We start from the raw sequence: 21,014 nt of genomic DNA on the forward strand, positions 1-21,014 counted from the left end.
CCGTGCGCGACCCTTCTCAGAGCTTGATTTTCCAATGCGAAGGCTTCAGGCGCTCCTTGAAGCTTTTGTAGACGCCCCCGACGAGCGGTCCTGCGATCATGATCTCCGGGTTTTTGGGGTCGTAAGTCATGCCCACCCGCCGCGCAAATTCCATCAAGTGCGGAAGCTCCTTGTTCGCAGCGTCGAGCAGGGGACCGACCGTCAGCTGCGACATCTGCAGTTGGATGTTAATGACTTGCGCCGGAACGCTTTTGGGACCGATCGGCATGCCTATCTTTGCAAACAATTTTCGTATCTCATTGTGGTCGTTGAAGCAGTTATCGTCGCCGTACTTCTTGCCCTTGCAATTCATCATTTCCTTCGCGGCCATCTTCCCAGCCGCACACCCCGCAGTCGCGTGGGGCGAACCGTTCGTAGTCGCCGCGCATTCAAGAACGATCCGCTGGTCCTGAGTCAGGTGGCTGGAGGCGAGACAGACCGCTATCGCCGTCGGAACGCCCTGGCCCTCGGCATAGCAGGCGGCTATTCTTTGCGCCTCGCCGTCAAGTTCCTTGCCGAGCATGCACACGCCGAAGCCGGTCAGGTTATTTTCCTTTTGGGCGCATTCGAGCGCCTCGCTAACCTCTTTTGGAGTCTCTTTGCCGCTGGCGCAAAGAGCCGCTTGCGCCCAATTGCCCTGATTCCGGAGGATGCAATCCGCTTCGTGATTCCCCGTGCCGACAGCTTGCGCGCAAGCGATTGCGGCCTGCGTGCCTGAAGAGCGCTGGAAGTGCTCCGCACACTCAATCATCTTCCGCGCGTTCGGCGGCAGATGATCGCCTGTGGCGCATAGCGCAATATCCGTCGTGGTTTTGGAATTGTCCTGAAAACATGCAAGACGCCGCCTTTGGTCCTCCGGAATTCCGATCTTCGCGCAACCGGCCAGGGCAACGGCGTTCGTCCCGGCGTCATTTACGCAATTCAGGGTTTCCGCGGTCTCGGGCTTTTTGCGCATGGCCGTCTCAAGCAGGCAATCGGCCGCCTCATCCGATGAGTTCGGTTTGCACGTGTTGGCCAGCTGTACCAGCTCTTCGGACGTACCGACGGGAAGTCGCGGCAAGGCCGCCGAAGCGGCCGCTACGCCGATGCTTGAGTCAGGACGCGCCAGCAGCGCGCCCAGATCGACTTTGCCGCCAAAGGAAGGCGCGCAAACCCCATTGGCAAGGCAGATTGCCAATTCTTTACGCGTGATCGTGTAGCCGGCGCACTCTCCTGCCTTTTCCGGTTCGAACTCGCCGCGAAGCAGCGCGCACTCGCGAAGGCGCGCCCGCCCAAGCTCATCCGAAATGCCTTCTAAAAGCGGGGCCGTGTTTGCCCTAACGCGGTACGCCGCTGCGGAGGGCAGATCGAAAACGTCCGCGAGGCGGACAACATCCTGTTTTGAGAGGCCGACAAGTTCCGCCACCGCGTAGGACAGCGTCGTTTTTGTCCGGCGCGATTCCTGAACTCCCCGCAAAAGTGCTGCGCGCAACTCGTCATTTTGAAATTCGTCATGCCATCCCGGCTTGCCGAGAGGGGCGTTGATGGCGCCAAGCGCGCCGGTCGGGCCCATTGCGTACGCCTGGTTTGTGTCTTTCAAGCCCATGGCATTCGCCCATTCATAGAAACGTGCGAACCGGAATCTAGCCGCTGGCGAAGGATTGAGTCGGGCGATTGCACAACCCGCGGCAACGCACGGCCTTAACGCTACGGCCAGCACGGCATCTTGTTGCCGGTTGCGCGACACCGGTCCGAACTTTTCGCTAAACTCTTGTGCGGCCGCATCGAAAGCGTTTTGCACGCGTTTCTGGTATTCGTCCGAGTAGCGAGGCAACTGACTTTGAAAATCCTCGTTGGTCTTTATGTCCAGTTCGGGCAAACCATCCAATGTGTTTTGAAGGTCGCCGGCAATCGTCTTCAGCAGAGGAATGGCGGAGCGCCTGATCCTTAATTCCTCTGACGCATTCGCTGTACCGGCGCCGCTCGCGAACAGGACGAACTTGTAGCCCATGGGTTTTTGCCCGATGCCTACATGAACCGACGCGAGATCGATTTCAGATGGCGCTGTTCTGAGCTTTGGGGCAGGCGGTTCTGGACACCAGAAAACGCCGCACATGATCTCTTCCAGCTTCTTACCGAAGCTGGAAGTGTCGGCTGCAGGGACGAGCAAAATGATAAGCGCAAGTGCAAGCGAGCAACCCATAGTCGCCCTCCTCCGTTGCCGCGCTCGTTCGTTTTTTATAGCACGGCTCGCGCTGGGACGAACCGCTTAGCGCTAGCGACAGAACGACGCTGAGCCCGAAGCAGCGGCACCCGCTTCATGACCGCGCGTCCCTTCCAGCTTACGCCGTGGTTCGCAGTCCTGGTCGTGGATTGGTCATTCCCGGTGCGTGATCACTGCGGACTGAGCTTATCGCGCCACCCCTTCGTCGCCTCGATTTGACGACAGTCAGAATTTCGGCATAGTGACCTGCCCCTGAAGTTTCACCCAGTAGCGGTTAGAGTCTCGGCGGATGTTACGCCGTTTGGCGCGGTGTGAGCAACGTGCGATCGGCGGAGCTGGTCGGGGTTGCGCAGCCGATCGCACGTTGCGGTGAGGTAGGCGGCATAGGCCGCAGGGGTCAGATAGCCGAGCGAGGAATGCGGGCGTTGGCCGTTGTAGTCGCCGACCCAATCCGCAATCTTGGCGCGGGCGTGATCGAGGCCGAAGAACAAGGTTTCGTTGAGAAGCTCGTCCCGCATCCGGCCGTTGAAGCTTTCACAGAAGCCGTTCTGCATCGGCTTGCCCGGCGCAATGAAGTGCCAGTCGATCTTGTTCTCCTCCGACCAGGCCAGCATGGCATTGCAGGTGAACTCGGTGCCGTTGTCGGAGACGATCATGCCCGGCTTGCCGCGCTGATTGATCAGCGCCGTCAGTTCGCGTGCCACCCGCCGCCCCTGGATCGAGGTGTCGGGGATGGCCGCCAGACATTCCCGGGTCACGTCATCGACGATATTCAGGACCCGGAAGCGACGGCCGCTGGCGAACTGGTCGTGGACAAAATCCAGCGACCACCGGGCGTTCGGCCGAGCCTCGACCAGTATCGGCGCTCGGGTGCCCACGGCGCGGCGGCGGGCCCGGCGCTTGCGCACGCTGAGGCCTTCCTCTCGATACAGACGGTAGATCCGGTTCCGCCCGGACGGCTCGCCCTGCTGGCGAAGCAGCACGAACAGCCGGCGGTAGCCGAACCGCCGACGGGCATTAGCAAGCTCGCGCAAGTGGCCGCGTAGTTCGGTGTCCGGCGGTCGGCACGATCGGTACCGAACCATCTTGCGGTCAGCGCCGACGATGCCGCAGGCCCGCCGCTCCGCCAGACCCATGACGGCCTGCAGGTGCGCGACGGCTTCGCGCTTGGCGACGGGCCCTACCATTTTTTGACAAAAGCTCGCGTAGCGCTGCAGCATCCAGCATCTGCTCGGCCAGCAGCTTCTTCAGCTTGGCGTTCTCGTCCTCGAGTTGCCGCAACCGCTTGGCATCGGAGACGTCCAGACCGCCGAACTTCGCCTTCCAATTGTACAGCGTCGCTTCAGAGACGCCATGCTTCCGCGCCAAATCGGCAGCCTTCGCACCCGCCTCATGCTCACGCAGCACGCCAATAATCTGCTCTTCCGTAAACCTGGCTCGCTTCATCTGTCCGTCCTTCAGAAGGCCGGACTCTAACTTCAACTGGAGGAAATCGGCAGGGGCAGGTCAATAGCGTCGGGCTTGATCGGCAGCGCATGGTTTGCCCACGGACTTTCAAACAGAACAAGTCCTTCCGGGAGGGCGAGGATCGCGCCTGAGAGTGTCCGCGAGAGATGCTGTGATGCCTCGTTTGTTGAGCGCCGCAGCAATCGTCAGGTCTTTCATATCCCAATGCGATTGCGGCGCTTATGTCGCCGGCTCGTTGGCGCAAGCTAGATCCATACCTCGTGGCGCCTAGCGTTTCCCCCGAGTTCGCGTCGCGGCTTACGCCGAGTTTATTCCCAGAGCGAGTGGCGCGCGGGTGCCGCTACCCACCAAGACGGGGGGGGGGGGGCGCGTGTATTCGGCGTACCTGCTATTCGGGAGTAATAGACACGAAACTTAATATAGCTTCCGCACCGCGCATTCTTTGGCGCGTGATTTCAAAGTCTTCGTAGGGGGTTCCGGGCGGCGCGTAGACTTTGAGGTTGTCGTAGATCTTACGTGCGGCAACACGCGAGACGGTTCTTCCGGTGTTGATCTTTGTCGCCAGAGCTTCCGGACTATCGCAGCCCTCTCTGACTGCTCCGCCTAAAGTCGCCAAGACTGTAGGCAGTGGTTGTGAAGTATCCCCGCTGCTTTTTGCACGCGCCATCAGCAATTGCGCCGGGAGGCCCGCAAGAAAGGCGAGGTCAGGGATTACGCGCGAGGCGAAATGACGTGCGTATTCGCATTTGCCTAAGCGGTCTGGCCGCTCAAGATGCGTTGCTTCAATCGTGCAAAGTGGAGCACCCGTCATCCACAGCGGAAGTAGCTTCGTAATAGCGGCCAACGCTTGGACCGATCGTTGTTTGTCGTCAGGAAGCTTCTTATACTTCTCGCCGAAGAGGCCTTCGAGACTTTCAGGTCGGACCATATCCATCAGAATGATGGGTTTCGTCGCCAACCATGCGAGCAGCGCGGTGATGACATCCAGGGATGTACCGTCTAAATGGCCTTTATCCGCAAGTTCGAGGATTTCTTGCAGTATCCCGACGGACAAGCCCGTGGCGCCCCCCACTTGCTCGATCCATTTCCCTTCCTCAGGTAGATCAGTCTTCGTTCGGGCTGCGAGTGCGGTCGTCAGCCTGCTTTTGACCCAGGCCAGGTCTCCAGCAGCTTTGGCGCGGAAAACCGCAAATGAGCGGTTAAGCATAACTGCCGCCGGGTCGTTTTCGCCACTCGCGCCAATAGATACCGGTAACTTGCCCAAGAGATATGCGGCTGTACCAGTTTTCGTAGTGCCGTTCTGAATTTGATCGAGAACGCTGGTCAGCGGGTCGTCGATGACTAAGCATTGATCTGCCTGTTCGAAGATTGCTTGTAACTGCATCCAATGACCGTTGATCTTGTTTCCCTCGTCGTCGAGATCGATAACCTTGCTGGGAACAAGGAGCACAAACCCTTGGGCACCTTCGCCGGCTCGACCCGCGCGGCCAGCCGCGTTGAGCAGCTCGTGTGCCTCAAGCTTTTTCATCTTATCTGCGCCGGGGTCAAACCGACTGTCCCCAGAAATGATTACAACTTCACTAGGCAGATTCATTCCCTGCGCCAGAGTTGAGGTTGCGAAAAGGACATCAATGCCATCGCGCCGTTTGAAAAGCGATTCGTGCAAATCCCGCTCTTCTCTCAACAACAGCGAGTGATGGCTCGCAGCACCGGTTTTCAAGAAGCCATCGCTATCCAGCTGTAGGTAACAGTACTCAGCGCCCCCCATCTCCTCGACTACTAAAGTTCGCCAAGCAGATTCTTCTTCAGTCAAAGTAACAGGGCGCGCCGAGATCCTATCGGGAAAGCCTTTGACGCAGCTTTCGCAGAACACAGTTGTCTGCAGAAAGACCAGCGTTTTCATGCCTGCCGATGCAGATGCAGCCGCAATAGCGCTGCTTACATGATTTCCGTTTGGCGTGAGATACCAGCGTCTTCCCGTGCTGGTCGATAGCAACTGAGGATCCGGCAGCAGAGGGAGAAGCGAGTAGTCTTCACGGGCTGTCGTGCTCCATGTTTGCAGCAACCCAAAAAGCCCGAAAGGATGCGCCATCAGTTCGCGCTTGACTGCAGCGGGCGTCGAACCCTGTTCTGGATGCGCCCGCCGAGCCTGAGTCAATTTGGCATTCAGGGTGGCAATTTGGTCGGCTGCGTACACTACGCATCCTCTAACCTGCCTCGTAGGTTTCCATGCTAAATCGAGCGGAAGGCAATCTCTTCCGGTAAGAGACGCGATCCAACTAGCGATCTCGGCGGTGTTTTTCATCATGGCTGAGAGCAAGAGCAAGTCAGCATCGGGCGCCATCTTCGTGAGGTTCAAAAGAGTCAGCATGGCGTCAAGCCCGCGTCGACTGCGATCTTCCTCGCGCGGATGCAGGAGATGACATTCGTCAAAAACAATAAGCTTGAGATCCGCAAATGCGTCAGGCTGGATGGAGAGCAGCATTAGACAACGTTCTGGCGTTGTAACAGTGACTTCTGGAAGCTCGACCGCTGCGGAAAATGTCAAATCCTCATCGATGTCGCCCAAAACATCAAAGTTTTGAAATGTCCGCTTGAGTGAACGGGTGGTTTGCCCGACTAAAGCGTGCGTGGGAGCTAGGAAAACAACTTTTCCTTGGCGAAGAAGAGCGCTCGCGATCTTGAGTTCTGCCAACGTCGATTTACCGCCGCCGGTCGGAAAACTGATGGCGGACGATATGCCTTCGCCGAGGTATCCGTTTTCGATCGCCTGGCGATGATTTCGCCATAGAAACGGACGGTGGCGAGCCATCCGTCTGACAATATGCCACCACCCGTTCTCGGGCACTCCAGGCGGCGTAGGGGTACGGGTTAACGCGGTTTCGAGCAGGTCGCGTTCCACCGCTAGGAGCAGATTTGCTAAGTGCAACGGGCCAGGATAGAGGCTGACAACCGTGTCTCCAGTATCAAGAATGCCATCGATACGTTCGGAACAAAGAGATTTACATCGCAGAAAAATCGACGCTGAGGTTTCCGCGCCGCCCTGATCAACGCGAGCGCGAAGCTGTGCTGCCAGCCTTCGAACTCCGCGAAGCAGCAAGAGCTGTAGAGCCTGAAGTGCGCGTGCAGTGATGTCGGGCTCCGATAAAGGCGGCATTTCCGGCCTAACAACAGCAATCAAATTGCCTTGCGCAAGATTTTTGATTGCCTGCAGTAGAGCGGCTTCCACAGGGTTTGCACCATCTGCATCTGGCATAATGCGTTTTGCAGCTTCAGCCGCATCCGCGTGCGCTTCCGCGACCAAAAACAAGAGGCTCGAACAAATCTCCGGGGAGAGTGCAGCCACATCGACGCGGCTGCCGATTCTATCTACCGCCCGCCCTAACATGCACGCCTGGTGTGCAGATGCGGCAACAAAGGCTGCTGCAACGCGATTTTCGCGTTCCGGTAGCAGCGTGACGTAAGCTTCGTGGGCGGCCGCAACTCTGCGTAGCTCATCCAGCGTCTCAACAAGCTCTTCGCGTTCGCCGGTCTCTGACGCCGCGCGAAGTCGGATGCGGGCTGAGACAATATCGGCGAATGCATGAGTAAGCCTCTTGGGCAAACCCTCTGTGTCGAGGCCATCAAACGCTGGCGCATTTCGTATTAGCGCCGTCGTAATTGGATCAAACATCGGTTACCGTCGTGTTTACGTGCGCGATCACGCGAATGGCGAACTGCTGCATCCACTGGCGGAGGTCCGGGATATGTATGGTTTCGGCGCGGCGCCGCTCAACTCCGCCAGGTGCGGACTCGTCAAATCCTTTGAAAAGCCGCTTACGCGCCTGTTCGACCTTGTGCGTTTCGCCGACTGTGATGCTTACGCGATACCGCCTTGCATCCTTCCAAAGAATGTTGCTGATCGCAGCGTCGATATCGAGCTCGGGGTCAAAACGTTTCTGCGTTTCAAGAGCGGCGCTGACATCGTGCGTAAGCTGATTTACGCGTTTTCCCGATTCCAGTGCCATTATTCCTGGCCATACATCCTCGCGAATGGTTTTTCGCGGATTCTCGGTGGCTTTATCTTCGAAAATGATTACGGCGGCGACGGACTTGCCGTCTTCCGTCAAACGTAATTGCAGCCCATCAAACCCCTTATGGGCTTTGATAATATGTGGGGGGCGGGTCACCGCTCCGTGGCTTTGCTGGTGTGCGGCAATCCAAGAAATCGTTTGAAAAATCCAACCGTCCCGATGCCAGGGATCTTCGCCGTCGGGTACGGTGAGAAGCTCTATCGCATCCGCCGCATGATCACGAGTCGCCGGCGGATCGTCTGGGTCAACTCCAGCCAAAATCTTACTAACGTGCCGGAATTGACCAAGCGCGACGCTTGCCACCTGCTGAGCGAGCTTTTCTTCGTCTTGAACCGCCCAAGACCAACCGTGGCATAAATCGCCATGGTCGACCTGAGAAAGCGTGAGCGTCATTCTTCTTAGAAACCTCCACCGAATCTTTTCGGGACCTTATCGCCCGCGGTTGTGAATGTCATTGATTTCGAAGGTTGGTTGCAATTGGACGCTCGATCAAAGGTTAACTGCAAGTTCCTGCTGCAACTGTGATGGTTTACGATCCGTCGCAAGCACGGACTGGAGGAGGAAGCGGTTTCAGGCGCGCAAAGAACTCGAGCAGGCTCGCAATGTGATTCGATCAGGCTCGCAACGTGTGACCTTGTCCAGGCACACATAAAGCTGGCTGGTCTGAGGATGGCGGCCGTGCGGCGCATCTACCCGAACGCGGGCCCGGGGGCCACGCCCGAACGTAGGGGCTTTTCACTCGCCGTTTCGATAGGGGAGGGTGGGAAGTAAGCCGTCAAATTCGATCGACCGTGTAGAAGGATCTATCCGGACCTACCGAGTGCTTTCGGAGGCGAACTCGAAAACCCATTCCGCGCAGGTAGCTCGCAAACCGCCGTGCAGCTTCGTACCTCATGAGCCCATTGTATAAATCAACTTAACGTTGATAAAGGAGGTATTTTCCCTTACCCCGGCGTTACCCCCTGGCTTGATTGCGTCTCAAAAGGTTATTTATAACAAGGGTTTGCATGTTAGAGGCCGCGGTTTAGCTAACCGCTGCCCCCGGACCCAGCGGGCTGCTGTTGCAAGCATTCGGAGCAGGGCCAGGCGCAAAAGCAGGGGGGCGGTTGGCGCCCCCATGGAGTCGCCAAAGGGCGCCTAAGGGGCACCCAACGACCATGCCCGGCTTGAAAGGCCTCCGGGGTCAAGGTATTATAACACCGCAACCCGGTCGGCGTGTTAGCGGGTATACGGGTTAGCTCATTGTGGTCGGCATCGATATCTCGCCTGACCTGGTTGAACTTTTGCGCTCGATGCGAGCATCCTACATGGCTGTCATACGAAGTCGGTGATGCGACCAACTCCGTCACCCGGACGCATCTTTTTGACGTCGTGGCGTGTACGCAGGTTGCCGAGTTTTGCATTGTTGCAGCGGTCGGACGTAGTGGTGTCGATCAACCGCTTGGTAAACGGGAAAGTAGCGATCATTGATCTTTTCAAGGAGATCAAAAAGTCAGTCACAGTGGACGATGCAACTGCCTAGTCTAGGCGTCGACGATGTCCGATATACGATCACTAACGCCGGAGATAAATTTCCGCCGAGGCATTAGCTATGCCGGCGGTCTGGTCGCAATTGGCGTGATCTATTTCGTCCTCGCGAAAGGCGGCCTTACTCTCGCTTCTATTCATCCCAGTGCAACGCCAATTTGGCCACCGACGGGCGTCGCGCTGGCGGCGGTGCTGTTGTGGGGATATCGGACTTGGCCCGCAATTTTCATTGCAGCAATGATCGCCAATGCGACGACCGCCGGCACGGTTGCCACCGCAATTGCGATTGCGACCGGCAATACTCTTGAAGCCGTTGTTGGCGCTTATCTGGTCAATCGATGGTCGAGCGGGTGCAATACGTTTTCGAGACCAAATTCTGTCGCGAAGTTTGCTCTGATCTGCATTGTGATCGCGACACCGATCAGCGCGAGCATGGGGCTGACCAGCCTGGCGGCCGCCGGGTACATCGATCGGACCAATTTCGCGAACGCCTGGGTCACATGGTGGCTGGGAGATGTGACCGGCGCCCTGGTCATTGCCCCTGCTATCGTGCTTTGGGCAAGCCGCGACCACGCTTTCAACCGCAATGAATCTTTGGAGACGGTCGGCGTCCTCGCAACAGCGGCGGTTGTTGGACTCATTGCTTACAGTCCCCTGATCGAGCAAACGCCGAGCCGAAATCCACTGGGTTTTCTCGCGATCCTGCCAATGTTGTGGGCGGCGCTGCGCCGCGGTCCGCGTGACACCGCAACGGTTGCGCTGGTGCTTGCCGGCATCACGATTTGGGGGACGCTCACGGGCGGCGGCCCCTTCACGACCGCGGATCTCAACGTTTCATTCCTGCTGGTGTTGATGTTCCTGATCAGTATTACGGTTCCGAGCTTGTTACTGAGCGCCGACGTCGAGGTCCGCAAGAAGGGGGAGGAAAGTCTGCGCCACGCGCAGGTCGAACTCGAACGGAAGGTCGCAGAGCGTACGCATGAACTTGAGCTCGCCAATGCCGCAAAATCGCGTTTCCTTGCCATGGCCAGCCACGATTTGCGGCAGCCATTACATGCACTGGGCTTGTTCGTTGCCCAGTTGCGCACGCCGCTCAGATCGGGGGAACGGACAAGGACGATCGAGCTGGTCGATGCAACGCGCAAAGAAATGGACGAAATGCTCAATTCGCTCCTGGATATGTCCAAGCTCGACGCCGGGATCCTTACACCCACAATTACTGAATTCCCGATCGCGCGCCTGTTGCAAAAAATTGAGACGACGTTTGGTCAGGCAACGCGAGAAACGGGCTTGAGTCTACGCGTCAGGCGAAGTGACGCCTGGGTGCGGAGCGACGCCATGCTGCTCGAACGCATACTGCTCAATTTGGTATCCAATGCCGTGCGCTATACACTGCGGGGCGGGATCATTGTCGGCTGCCGTCGGCGCGGTGAAATGTTGCGCATCGAAGTATGGGATAGTGGTCCCGGCATTCCTGAGGATCAGAAGCAAAATATCTTTGGCGAGTTTTTTCAACTTGCTGCCCGAGACCGGAGCCGTTACGGCAGCATGGGGCTCGGCTTGGCTATCGTCGACAGGCTTCGCCTGCTTCTCAACCATCAGATCGACTTGGCTTCGACTGTGGGCCGAGGTTCGCGATTCGCGATCACGGTTCCGATGGCCGATGAATGCGTCACGTCCACCGAGCCTGTCGATCCGCCTCACCCCGCGGCCTTTGCGGTCGAAGGCAAGGTCGTTCTTATTATTTCCGATGCTCCAATTGTGCAGGAAGGAACCGGCGGATTGCTTGGCAGGTGGGGATACACCGTCCTTACCACCGGATCCGACGAAGCGGCACTTATCCGGTTTGCTGAGCGCCAACAACGCCCCGATCTCATCATCTCGGATTATCACCTTGCGAGCGGAAAGACCGGGATCCGAGCCATTGAACAGATCAATGCGGCGTTTGGTTCATCCATTCCAGCTATTCTCATCAGCGGCGATACGGCACCTGAACCAGCACGTGAGGCCAAGGATAGAGGATACATTTTGCTGCACAAGCCTGTCGACCCAATGCGGCTCCGCGCTGTCATGCACGAACTCTTTATGGATCACGACGACAGGAGAGATACCCGGCCGGCCTTATGACTCCGATTTCGAAGAAGATTCCCAGCCCATTTTTCCTACTTTTATGACTGCCTCGGTGCGGCTTGTTGCGCTGAGCGCCTTGAGAACGACCGTGATGTGGTTTTTCACTGTCGGCACTGCCATGTTGAGGATATGGGCTATGACCTTGTTGCTTTTTCCCTTCATCAGAAGTGCAAGCACTTCAATCTGCCGATCGGTCAATCCGAGCCCCTTAAGAGAATCGCGCGTCGTTGGTTTATTTGTAGGCCGCGGAGGCGCCGTCTCCTCCAGGATTTCCGAGGGAATGTAGATACCGCCGGAGAACACCAACTCAATGGCATTGAGCATGACCTCTCGTTCGGTCGTTTTCGGGATGAACCCCAAAGCACCAAGTTTGAAAGCGCGCTTGACCGAATCTTGATCACTCGAGGACGTGAGAATGATGATAGCAATGGTCGGATAGCGGTCTCGCAGTTCGCGGAGGACAGAGAAGCCATCTCTATCGGGCAAATTGATATCAAGCAGAATGAGGCCGATGTCGGGATTTTCCTCGACCACGTGCATTGCCTGGTGGCTGTTCGAAGCTTCAAGTACGACAGCTTCTCGCTTCAGTTGCTTCAGGACAGCGTGCAACGCCTCGCGTATTAATGCATGATCGTCGACAATAAGAACTTTCATGAAAAGCTCTCCGTCATCCCATTGCACGGAGATCCGAATGAAGAAATCATACACCCACCGGCGGGTGTTTGGCGAGGAAGTGGCTGGCGGGAAGACTGGCCCCAAAAGCGTCCATTCTTCATCCTAGGCCCAACCAGCGGTTCACGGTTAGGCACTCAAGATAGAAGTCGAATGCCGTTGTGTGCTGTAATTGTAATCAGCTCGCAGTAAGACACCAAAAAGGCGAGTGCGACCCCGAGAGTCGCGGGACTCAGAATCTCCCTCACCTATCGGCAATGGTGAAGGTCCGTGATGTGTCTGACGGACGTCAAATAGATGCGGCACTGTACGGTACCTTGATCATAGGACCTAGGAACCCCTCTGTGAGGACCTCCGGCGGATTTACGCGCTGTACCGTTGAACGATAATCATCAACCAACATCTTCCGCGCCAGGAGGTTCTACCAGGCATCGCTATAATTCGCGCCGGGTTCGGCGTGGCTGATGTTTTTCGTCAGATTCGGTCCTCTTGAAACGTACTTGGACGCCGGACGGGGAACCAGATGCTTGATCGAACTGCCCCCCCGAAGCCATTGGCAGGCCCGCTGCCGGAGCTGAAAGGCTACGGCCGCGATCTGCGCATTGATGCCTGCCGCGGCATCGCGCTCTGGTGCATCTTTCTCAACCATGTCCCCAACAACGTCGGGAGCTGGTTGACGCTGCGCAACTACGGCTTCAGCGATGCCGCGGAAGTATTCATGTTTCTTTCGGGTTTGACCTGCGCGCTGTCCTACGGCAAGGCACGGCAGAGCGGGGGCTGGACCGGCGTGATCGGCCGGACGCTGCGGCGAAGCTGGGATATTTATGTCGCATTTCTGCTGCTTACGCTCGCCTGCGCCGTCGTGGTTCACCTCGCAGGCGGCGGCCCTCTTGCCGACAGGAGCAATACGCGCATTCTGTTGGATCAGCCGGGCGTGACGCTCGCGCACGCGGCGATCCTGCAATACCGCCCGGTCAACACCGACATCTTGCCGCTCTTCGTGCTTTATCACCTTCTGTTCGCGCCGCTGCTGTGGCTACTGCTGCGAGCGCCGAACGCAACCCTCGGCGCGTCGCTGTTGCTTTACACACTGGTGCACGTCTTCGGCTGGACCATCCCGGCGTGGCCGAACAGCCACTGGTTCTTCAATCCGCTAGCCTGGCAACTGCCGCTTGTGCTTGGCGCGTGGTGGATCATCGAGGGCAAGAGATTCCGGCCGTGGGTGACCTCACGCACCGCGCTTGTGCCTGCCGTTCTCTATCTGATGTTCAGCCTCATCATCGCATTGAGCTGGAGCATCAAGCCGCTGGAAACGCTGGTTCCGCAGGCGCTGCTGACGCTGTTTCACCCGATGGACAAATCGAATCTCGCTCCATTGCGACTGCTGCATTTTTTGGCCCTTGCGGTTTTGGCGGCATGGTTCGTGCCTCGCAATTGGCGAGGGCTGACCACGGCGGTGATGCGTGGCGCCATTCTCTGTGGCCAGAATTCGCTGCCAATCTACTGCCTCGGCGTTCTGCTGACGCTGGCCAGCCACCTGGCGCTACTCGACATCTCGGACGGGCTGATGATGCAGATCGCGCTCAGTGTCGGTGGCGTCCTGGCGATGGTCGCGGCGGCGACGCTGCTGAACTTGATCAACACCAAACCCAGGCAGCAGCCGCACGCGAAGTCCGCCGACTTGCCCGTCGAGCAGCCAACCAAGTTTGAGCTGGCCATCAATCTCAAGACAGCCAAAGCGCTCGGCGTTGACATTCCGCCCACGCTGCTCGCCTCGTGCCGACGAGGTGATCGAATAAAGATGCTGTTTGCTCCAGTGCGCGAGTCCGGCTGCGGCGCTGATCCAGTGCCAGCAATCGCGCACGCCTTGGGGCTACCAGCGAAAAATGTGGGTCAGGATGTGAATTAGATCACAAGGGGGCCTTTTTACAGGAGCCAAGGCCATGATTTCCCACCCAAGGACCCACAAGAGAGCGGTGCCGTGATGTTTGCCTGCGTTGCGGCATTACTGTCGGTCAACTTGACGTCACCCACCGGCGCCGCGCTCGGCGCTGGCTGGCAGTGCAGCCAGTTTGCGCTCGTACTCACGACCTGCACCCCGGTGGCTGCACACGAGACCGCTTCCAATGGCGTGCGCAAGCGGACCTAGTACACGACAACAACGAACATCATGCTGCGAATGTCAGCTGAAATCAGCGGACACCCTCTGCGAGCTAATTTGAGTCGGGCTGGCGATACGCTCGGCCGACTCCAACAGCAGCTCGGTCTTGCGCTCGGTTGGAAACTTCGGCGGATGATATGCCATCCTGGTCAGGAATTCCTGAAACCAACGATTCCATACGTGGCCGCACCGATTTGCGAACGCATCTTTGGCGCGGTGCATGGCCGGCCACCTCGGGCTTCACCTTGATCCAACGCGGTGATCAGCCGGCAGGTTGCTGGTATCAGCGGTGACGATGGCAATCGGTCTGACGCACAGTGTCTTTGTTCCATTAAATGGACCCATCGGCATTCTTTGAAGATGCACGAAACATTTTCGCTTCCCCGTCACTTAAGCTAAACGTGGGGCCTAATCGAAAGGTCGCGATATGGAACCGACCAATCGAATATCGGACCACATCGACCATAAGACTGCCCGGTCGATCTGTGACGAGGTGGGTGACAGATTGCAACAGAACTTATCTCTCGAAGCCTCGCCTCTGCCGCCCTACCTCGAACGTCTAGTCGATGAATTGCGCAAACAGGAGCGTCATCCAATTGATGGCGTCGCAGCGCCCGCTAACCGTTTCCTTCATGCGACGCGGCGGCTAGTCGCGGCCGTCTGAGCGCGTAAAGAAGAAGCCGTCGCCGCTCTCAACCCGGCGGCGGCTTTTCCGCTAATCTTGTCGCTGAGGCATTCCAGGCCTGGCCGCGCCGGACGCATCAGGACGTGCTTGTTCAGTGAACGGTCAAGCCGCGCTGTTTCCCCTGTTGGCCCGGTTCGAGACATGCCGGTCCGATCTGACGATGCCCGCTTATCCGGTCAGACCGGAAGTCACCTGCTCAGCGGCAAACCGACGCGATTGCCCCCCAACGGACGTTTAGTGGCCTAAGTTGAATTTCGCAGTCGACTAATTTGAAGGTGAGCAATTTTGACCAGATGACCGCAGTTACGCGCCGCCATCGTCATCGTCGAGCACGCCGTTGCGAGCGATCGAGCCGGCCGCAATTTGAAGCGAAGAACCAATCGCCCAACAGCATGCGATCACAATGATCGAACCTTGAGAAACGACCTGATCAACGACAATCATGCTGACAGACAGAAACGCCGCAATCGCGGCAACGAATGTGCCTGCCGCACTGAAGATCTGAGCCGCATCGGTGCCGCGGTTCCGCTCTTCCGGGAGTCTTGAAGTCGCTCCCTGAACAGGACGGCCAGGCAGATCGATGCCGATATAGAAGCTGAAGGCTCCGTAGAGCATCATCAACAAGATGAACCAGCCGCTTCCAAACAGTTCGTTTTCCAGGCGCATCAATGCTGCGGCCACGTACAGGCCGCACGAGCCTCCAACCGTAGCGAGTCCGATCCTTTCAAAGAGATGCGCCGATTTAATGAGAGCAGAAGGAGCTACCCATATGGTCGCCGCGACATAAGTGTTCTTTGCCAAAGATAATGAGCGGGGAACTACATTGCTCATTTTCATATTGTTCCTCCTTTAACAGGTAGCCTACGGCGCGCGACGCGGTCAGCAGACTGCGCGCGTGCCTGCATTTACGTGCTTGGAACAGTAATTTTGGAAAAAGTTTGCCTACCGACGGCACTGGGCTGCCATTGAGATGGAGGCGGGGACTTCGGCGCGTCGCCGTTTTGGCAGTCTGTCAGGCAAGCAATCCGCTTGACCGCTACGAGGACGCTACTCTGTTTCCGGTCCAAGACCTAATGATTAGTGACTGCCGGTCGAGGTGGTGTGAAAATTCTGCCGGTGTTACGCCACCTTATCGGCGAATGTGGGTCGCCCACATCACAGTAGAAAGCATTGCAGCTCGATTATGGGCTACAGGCTTCGTCGCCTAACGGGCCGCGCCGGGAGGAAAGTCTCAGCGGTAATTGGCACTTTTGCGCCAAGTGATCCTCATGTCTGTGCAGAGGTTGTGGCTTGAGAGTGAGGGACTCTAAGAGCCCTCACTCATCTCGTGAGTGAGGGACTCTAAGAGCCCTCACTCATCTCGTGACTTACGATTTCGAACCGCGTTTCGTTATGGTGCGCAACGGACGTACCCAAGGGCACAAGCAGCTCAAATCCCTTTTCACTCGTTAGTTTTTCAAATAGCCGACGTAATAGAGGCCGATGATGTTGCTGTTCGCATCGCGGATTGGTTCATAATCAGTCACGTAAGGCTTACCCAAGATGTCGGCCTCTCCGAGATAGCCTTCACCCTTCGCAATAGCCGCGATGGCTTTACCTTTTGGGTCAAGAACCGTGCCGATCGCGCGCGACCCGTCATCCTTCTTAACGTTCGTTGTTACGCGGACGAACTCGTCACCGTTCTTGACAAAGATTGTCGCCGTCCCACCGGCTTCCTTCTGGACCTGGTCAACCAGTGTGAAATTGTTATTCATCTTGGTCGATCCAAAAGTTAAGCTGGGCAAACTGTTGCCAGCAACTTCCTCCTTCCCGTTGATACTGGCTACACCCAGCGTCGCGGCCTTCGACTTGAGAAGTTGCATCGCAGTCTGCACATCCTCAGTAGGTCCCGCGACCAGTCTTCCGGGGAATTGAATCAAGAAGGCGGCAGTGAAGGCAGCAAATAACAGCGGGAGCATATTTGGTTTCATCATAATCTCCATTGCCCCAGCAGCCCGATGTGAAGGCACAATCCGGACGAGGAGCCTATGCAGTGATGCGGGATAAGGGTGCACTCTCTCCTCGCGTACTTGTCAATGTGGCCGATCGAAGCGAAAGGGGCCGCGCGGAGGATTTTTCACCCTGATACGTCACGCTGTCTGGTTCATGCTGCTGTTGCTGCGTGGCGCGCGTTCGTGGGGAGTGAATGACCGCCTTTGGCCCGAAGGCGAAGATCGCCATCGTGTCCGGCACGTCGGCCGTCGGGGCAAGAGCGGACATCGAGAACACTCGGGCAAATCAACGCGAATGTGCCTTCTCGGACATGCGGCGGCGAGCCGAACTATTCCGCTCCTGAACCATGAGCGGCCTGCCGCTACTAGCTAGAAGGTCCCCACAACAACGGTAGGGATTTAAGTCGAAAGCGCCGATGGGTCGCCCGAAGCAACGGCCTGCATCTCTGGTTGGCTCAGCGCGATGTGCCGGTCTCGACTAGCGACGAGGGCACTGGCAGGCCCCGCTCTCGGAGGCGCGTGGCGGCTTCCGCCGCGGTGAGCCGGCCCGTTGTCGTCTGCTCGCAGCTTGTTTGCATCGGCAGAATCTTCTCAAGCAGCCTGCCAAACACGGCTGGCTGGTGCTGCGCTAGTGAGGTTAAGAACCCAACCAGGCCGTTCGTGCCCCTGCCGTCTTGACCGCATGCCTCGGCCGCGAATAGTGCCGCCTCTCTCAAGGCGAGAGTCGTCTTGTTGCGGGCGCCCCTCGTCCGGCCGCTGTTCTTGGGCTTGGGCGTGCCCTTCTTGAATGACGTTGTTCTCGCGAATGGCGAGGAGCTAGACATCGACATTCTCTATTCAAAAGGTTTCAACGTTAAAAAGTACAGTACTGCACACGCATGCGGCTGAGCAAGGAGGGCCGCTAAATGGCCGCTATTTTAGCAATAAGGCCGGAAGGGGCATTTACCCGCCTGGTGATCGCCCTGTGTACCCCTGGTGTACCCACCGCCCGCCGAAGGGGCTTTTACCTGAAACTGGCACGCCATTTTTCGGCTGTATGGGCAATAGGGCAGCGGTTTCACTAACCGTGGGCAGGCGCGCGGTCCAAGGGTGGCCCTCAGGACGCGTTGCGCGCGGTACGGGGCTTGGTGGTGGTGCTTCAGGCCAGTGTGGGCCGGCGCGCTGGGTGGGCTCCGGTGTTTCGCCCATGCGGGCTTTTGGCGCAAATTGGGCGCCATGACCCAGAGCAGGGGGGTAGTGTGCCGCCCGTGCCACCCGTGCCGCCCAAAAAGCCTTTGTTGCACGTGGCGAGTGCAAGGGGGACCACGCGCCGCACTATGTGCCTGAATTAAGCCCCCGGGCGGCACGGGCGGCACGGCCAGCACGCCCTGCATCCCCCAGCACGCCCCCTGGGGTAACAATCATAGGTGCTTTTCTGCCAGTAGGTCGGGCTGGGATCGAGCGGCTGGTTCGGCCATCTTAAGACCGATGCCCCACACGCACGGGATTTGCTTCCCGTCGTTCCGGCGCTTGCCGGCGTGAACTTTGCCACCTGCCGCCGCATATAGAGCATTGAAGAAGTTGTCGTATGTAATGGACGGAGTGTTGGTGGCCCTCTCGTATTCGCGCCATGCCGAAAATAGGTCTTTCTTGTGCACGCTCTTGTCCGGGTGCAATTGGCATTCGTCTGCGATGAAGCCCATCACGGGCGAACCCAGGTGTGCCAGCTGCTCGCGAGCTTCCTTGCTGCCATCGGTCTCTTTGAAGTGACCGCGCTCGCGCAACCGTCGCAGACCGACAAGCGCCCAGTGGAATATGCCGAGCAACTCTGGAAGAAGCTTATCTCTGAATAAGCGCGGGTCTTCTCTGCCAAAAAATGATTGCTGCGTCGTGCTGGTGATTATGCGGCTAGCAAGCGCGCCGGATTCATCGCCGAATTTTGGCATCAGGTTTGAGACGAATATCAACTTTACCGGAAGTATGCCGGTCCAAGATGTTTTGAACTTGCGATCGATGGTGAATAATCCCCTGCCTGTTATCTTCAGGATATTCTCAACCATGGATCCCTGCTCCTTTCCGGAGACAATGCGCAGATCGTCTATAATAGCGAGCTGCTTGTCGATGAGGGGGGCAAGTCCGAATGTAGTGTCGAGAGACTTAAGGGTAGGTCCTGCCACCGAGCTTCGTGCGAGCAAATGCTGCATCATCCTGATCATTGTACCTTTGCCGGAGCGCTTCGGCCCAAGGAAGAAGAACGCTTTTTCCTGCGATATGTCGCCGGTAAGTAGATATCCAAAGATCTCCTGAACCAGCGCGATCTCCTCTGCGGCATCTTCACCCTGGTAGATTTGGTTGAGAAACGAGATCCAATTCTTAGGCTCGGCTGCGTTGGCGACGTAGTCGAATCCCAGCGATGCCATCGTGAAGAACGCCGGATCAAGCGGGTGAAACTTGTTGTCCCGGACATCAAGGAGGCCATTAGGGAATGCTATGATGTCCTCCGCGGGCAGATCCTTTCGATCATCGATCCATGCCGGCGCGACAATAGCGGGATCTAGGATCGCGATGGCTTTGAGGGCCGCTTGCGTTTCGCCGACACTGGCACGGTTGGGCTTGAACGGGACCTGAGACCGCTGCTTACCTAGCTTGCGCACGGTCACGGCCCCGTTCAAAAACCTCCAGGTTTCAGCATTGATTACGAGATCCTCGACGTGGCGATAGGCACCGCCCTCCCAGTCGAAATAATCGTCCCGATAATGAAGCAGGTTTGGCCGCTGCATTTGGCGCATCTTGCTGGCGCGTGCCCAGTGGTCCTTGTCACTGACGAGTATGCCCTTCAAGGCATACTTGGCAATCGCAGTAGATATCAGGTTGTCGAGATAAGAATCGCTCAGATACCTCTCGATCTCATGGTTTTGTCGCTCGTCCTTCTTTGGTGCTTCCCTGATTGTTCTTCTTAGCGTTTCCTTGAATAACTCTCGGTCTAGTTCGGCGCCATTTTGCCTAGCATACGCACCAGTCGCTCGAGTGAGAGGATTGTTAAAGCCGTCGTATTTGGATTTCTCCCCGTCACCAATTCGAGAGAGGTGAAATTCATAACCGATCTGTTTCGCGGGATCAGCTTCAGATACTGGTTCGCTGACAGATGGTGCTGGCGGAGGAGCGAGTTGTAACTGATCGAAGCTGGCAAGATGGTCGCACAGATCGACGAAGTGACCATCGACGACGATTGCCTTGTGATCTGCCGCGCCATTATCCTCCGCCATGCCGTAATAAAACGATTGTGACAGAGCAAACGATGCGCGATCAAAGATGTTGCCAAATGCACTGTTGAGACGGATAGCGAGCCGCTTCCGCTGAGCCGGCGGCAGTGCACTCGAGAATGGCGCCATTATTCGCCACTTAAATTTGGTCTTCGTGTTTGATGGTGAGGTGTAGACGAGCGCGCCAACCTTAAGTTCCTGTAGCTTTTCGGCAGCCTCCTCGATCGAGATGAGCCCATCATCGTAGTCGAGCTCGCAACCCGCAACGCTCAATACATTGGCGTCGTGCCGAAGCGAGCCGCTCCTTGGCATGACATTGGCGCCGAATTCCGCCATTTTTATCCACGGCAATTCCTTCTTTGTCGCGGCTGTTGTCTTGAGAACTTCGCTGCGCATCTCGGCGAGCGACCACTGGCGTACTTCCTTTTTCTTCGCGTACTGGTCGGCGAAGATCGTGACAGGAAAGCTCTGAGAGCCGACATAGGCGTTCACGACGATGCACCGTTGCTTGTAATGGCCTCAATGATCACCAACCACTCAGCTTGCGGCATCGGATCGAAGACGACACCAAACCTGTGCTTGATGGAGGCGCAGAACCTCCGGTAGCGGCGCAGTTTCCGATCCCGAATGGGCGTATCGGTGCAGACGCCCGCGATTGACACCAACCATTCGACGTTGCCGTACGAAGCTCGTCGAATGTTAGTTATTCTGGGGCTGTTGGCAGCGCGCGGGTTTTGGGCTATAGTTGCAGCATTCTTGTTGACTGCAGCATTGCCCTCGACCCCGTTCGCAGCGGGGTCGTTGCGTTTGCGGCGTATCATGGC

13 protein-coding genes are annotated in these 21,014 nt (G+C 57.3%); 2 read left to right on the forward strand and 11 right to left on the reverse strand.

Annotation, left to right across the window (positions count from 1 at the left end; translation table 11 throughout):
• Positions 1-16: 16 nt before the first annotated feature.
• The 5 genes from AB7G19_RS03840 to AB7G19_RS03860 all read right to left on the reverse strand — a co-directional run bounded on the left by AB7G19_RS03840 (position 17) and on the right by AB7G19_RS03860 (position 9,249).
• Entirely contained in the window at positions 17-2,221 is a 2,205-nt protein-coding gene (locus AB7G19_RS03840) for a hypothetical protein (RefSeq protein WP_354125744.1), read from the reverse strand.
• A gap of 281 nt (positions 2,222-2,502) precedes the next feature.
• Positions 2,503-3,688 (reverse strand): IS3 family transposase gene (locus AB7G19_RS03845; RefSeq protein WP_441267725.1). Its coding sequence is split into 2 segments (ribosomal slippage): positions 2,503-3,433 and positions 3,432-3,688, totalling 1,188 coding nucleotides; the frame shifts between segments, so codons are not numbered across the junction.
• Between the two features lie 409 nt (positions 3,689-4,097).
• Positions 4,098-7,382, reverse strand: coding sequence for a DEAD/DEAH box helicase (locus tag AB7G19_RS03850; protein ID WP_354125742.1), 3,285 nt, complete (start codon positions 7,380-7,382; stop codon positions 4,098-4,100).
• A complete protein-coding gene (locus AB7G19_RS03855; RefSeq protein WP_354125741.1) occupies positions 7,375-8,175 on the reverse strand; it encodes a hypothetical protein in 801 nt (266 codons plus the stop codon). The genes AB7G19_RS03850 and AB7G19_RS03855 overlap by 8 nt, the downstream gene beginning before the upstream one ends.
• Before the next feature lie 921 nt (positions 8,176-9,096).
• Entirely contained in the window at positions 9,097-9,249 is a 153-nt protein-coding gene (locus tag AB7G19_RS03860) for a hypothetical protein (RefSeq protein WP_354125740.1), read from the reverse strand.
• Positions 9,250-9,318: 69 nt separating this feature from the next.
• Between AB7G19_RS03860 and AB7G19_RS03865 the strand changes: the two genes are divergently transcribed.
• Positions 9,319-11,436: an MASE1 domain-containing protein gene (locus tag AB7G19_RS03865; protein WP_354125739.1), complete on the forward strand. Its 2,118-nt coding sequence runs from the start codon at positions 9,319-9,321 to the stop codon at positions 11,434-11,436.
• On the opposite strand, the gene AB7G19_RS03870 is transcribed toward AB7G19_RS03865, so the two are convergent.
• On the reverse strand, positions 11,431-12,093 hold the full coding sequence (locus AB7G19_RS03870) for a response regulator transcription factor (protein ID WP_354125738.1): 663 nt from the start codon (positions 12,091-12,093) through the stop codon (positions 11,431-11,433). The two genes, AB7G19_RS03865 and AB7G19_RS03870, sit on opposite strands and share 6 nt — an antisense overlap.
• Before the next feature lie 541 nt (positions 12,094-12,634).
• On the opposite strand from AB7G19_RS03870, the gene opgC reads away from it, so the two are divergent.
• Positions 12,635-14,020, forward strand: coding sequence for an OpgC domain-containing protein (gene opgC / locus AB7G19_RS03875; RefSeq protein ID WP_354125737.1), 1,386 nt, complete (start codon positions 12,635-12,637; stop codon positions 14,018-14,020).
• Positions 14,021-14,293: 273 nt separating this feature from the next.
• Here opgC and AB7G19_RS03880 read toward each other — a convergent pair whose 3' ends face one another.
• The 5 genes from AB7G19_RS03880 to AB7G19_RS03900 all read right to left on the reverse strand — a co-directional run bounded on the left by AB7G19_RS03880 (position 14,294) and on the right by AB7G19_RS03900 (position 21,011).
• A complete protein-coding gene (locus AB7G19_RS03880) occupies positions 14,294-14,494 on the reverse strand; it encodes a hypothetical protein (protein ID WP_354125735.1) in 201 nt (66 codons plus the stop codon).
• Between the two features lie 766 nt (positions 14,495-15,260).
• Entirely contained in the window at positions 15,261-15,794 is a 534-nt protein-coding gene (locus AB7G19_RS03885; RefSeq protein ID WP_354125734.1) for a hypothetical protein, read from the reverse strand.
• A gap of 611 nt (positions 15,795-16,405) precedes the next feature.
• Positions 16,406-16,927, reverse strand: a complete 522-nt coding sequence (locus AB7G19_RS03890) for a Cache 3/Cache 2 fusion domain-containing protein (protein WP_354125733.1) — start codon at positions 16,925-16,927, stop codon at positions 16,406-16,408.
• A 1,421-nt stretch (positions 16,928-18,348) separates the two neighbouring features.
• Positions 18,349-20,682: a DNA primase family protein gene (locus AB7G19_RS03895; protein ID WP_354125732.1), complete on the reverse strand. Its 2,334-nt coding sequence runs from the start codon at positions 20,680-20,682 to the stop codon at positions 18,349-18,351.
• Positions 20,679-21,011 (reverse strand): hypothetical protein, encoded by a 333-nt coding sequence (locus tag AB7G19_RS03900; RefSeq protein ID WP_354125731.1) that lies wholly within the window; start codon positions 21,009-21,011, stop codon positions 20,679-20,681. The genes AB7G19_RS03895 and AB7G19_RS03900 overlap by 4 nt, the downstream gene beginning before the upstream one ends.
• Positions 21,012-21,014 lie beyond the last annotated feature (3 nt).

The organism is Bradyrhizobium sp. 215_C5_N1_1, assembly GCF_052075935.1.
In the GTDB taxonomy this organism is placed as follows: domain Bacteria; phylum Pseudomonadota; class Alphaproteobacteria; order Rhizobiales; family Xanthobacteraceae; genus Bradyrhizobium; species Bradyrhizobium barranii.

Excerpts from the sequence above, each read along its gene's own strand:
- AB7G19_RS03840 (WP_354125744.1), bottom strand. The coding sequence starts at position 2,221 with ATGGGTTGCTCGCTTGCACTTGCGCTTATCATTTTGCTCGTCCCTGCA.
- AB7G19_RS03850 (WP_354125742.1), bottom strand. The coding sequence starts at position 7,382 with ATGTTTGATCCAATTACGACGGCGCTAATACGAAATGCGCCAGCGTTT.
- AB7G19_RS03855 (WP_354125741.1), bottom strand. The coding sequence starts at position 8,175 with ATGACGCTCACGCTTTCTCAGGTCGACCATGGCGATTTATGCCACGGT.
- AB7G19_RS03860 (WP_354125740.1), bottom strand. The coding sequence starts at position 9,249 with ATGATCGCTACTTTCCCGTTTACCAAGCGGTTGATCGACACCACTACG.
- AB7G19_RS03865 (WP_354125739.1), top strand. The coding sequence starts at position 9,319 with ATGTCCGATATACGATCACTAACGCCGGAGATAAATTTCCGCCGAGGC.
- AB7G19_RS03870 (WP_354125738.1), bottom strand. The coding sequence starts at position 12,093 with ATGAAAGTTCTTATTGTCGACGATCATGCATTAATACGCGAGGCGTTG.
- opgC (WP_354125737.1), top strand. The coding sequence starts at position 12,635 with ATGCTTGATCGAACTGCCCCCCCGAAGCCATTGGCAGGCCCGCTGCCG.
- AB7G19_RS03880 (WP_354125735.1), bottom strand. The coding sequence starts at position 14,494 with ATGCACCGCGCCAAAGATGCGTTCGCAAATCGGTGCGGCCACGTATGG.
- AB7G19_RS03885 (WP_354125734.1), bottom strand. The coding sequence starts at position 15,794 with ATGAAAATGAGCAATGTAGTTCCCCGCTCATTATCTTTGGCAAAGAAC.
- AB7G19_RS03890 (WP_354125733.1), bottom strand. The coding sequence starts at position 16,927 with ATGAAACCAAATATGCTCCCGCTGTTATTTGCTGCCTTCACTGCCGCC.
- AB7G19_RS03900 (WP_354125731.1), bottom strand. The coding sequence starts at position 21,011 with ATGATACGCCGCAAACGCAACGACCCCGCTGCGAACGGGGTCGAGGGC.